The sequence below is a fragment of the Candidatus Clostridium helianthi genome, assembly GCF_045310795.1.
GTDB lineage: Bacteria > Bacillota > Clostridia > Clostridiales > Clostridiaceae > Clostridium > Clostridium helianthi.
Map to the genome: position 1 here is coordinate 1 of NZ_JBJIAB010000132.1, position 371 is coordinate 371.

Sequence of the window (371 nt, forward strand, 5' to 3'; positions counted from 1 at the left end):
GGTTCACCATGTGCTGAAGCTTTTCCTTGTTTTGCTGGACATCCAAAACCAATTTGATTTTTAACTATTATAATAGAAGGTTTTGTTGTTTCTGCTTTAGCTGCTTCTATTGCTTTTTCTATTGTATCTATATCATTTCCATCTGCTACATTTAGTACTTGCCATCCATAAGCTTCGTATCTCTTAGCTACATCCTCTCTAAATGCTATGTCTGTATTTCCTTCAATTGAAATATTATTTGAATCATATAATACGACTAATTTTCCAAGACCTAAAGTTCCAGCAAGAGATGACGCTTCTCCTGAGATACCTTCCATAAGGCATCCGTCTCCAACTATAGCATATGTATAGTGATCAACTACGCTATAATC

Annotated in this window: 1 pseudogene; it reads right to left on the reverse strand. The window is 35.0% G+C overall.

The features are described 5' to 3' along the window. A pseudogene (locus tag ACJDTP_RS27510) lies at positions 1-371 on the reverse strand (transketolase); the annotation flags it as partial.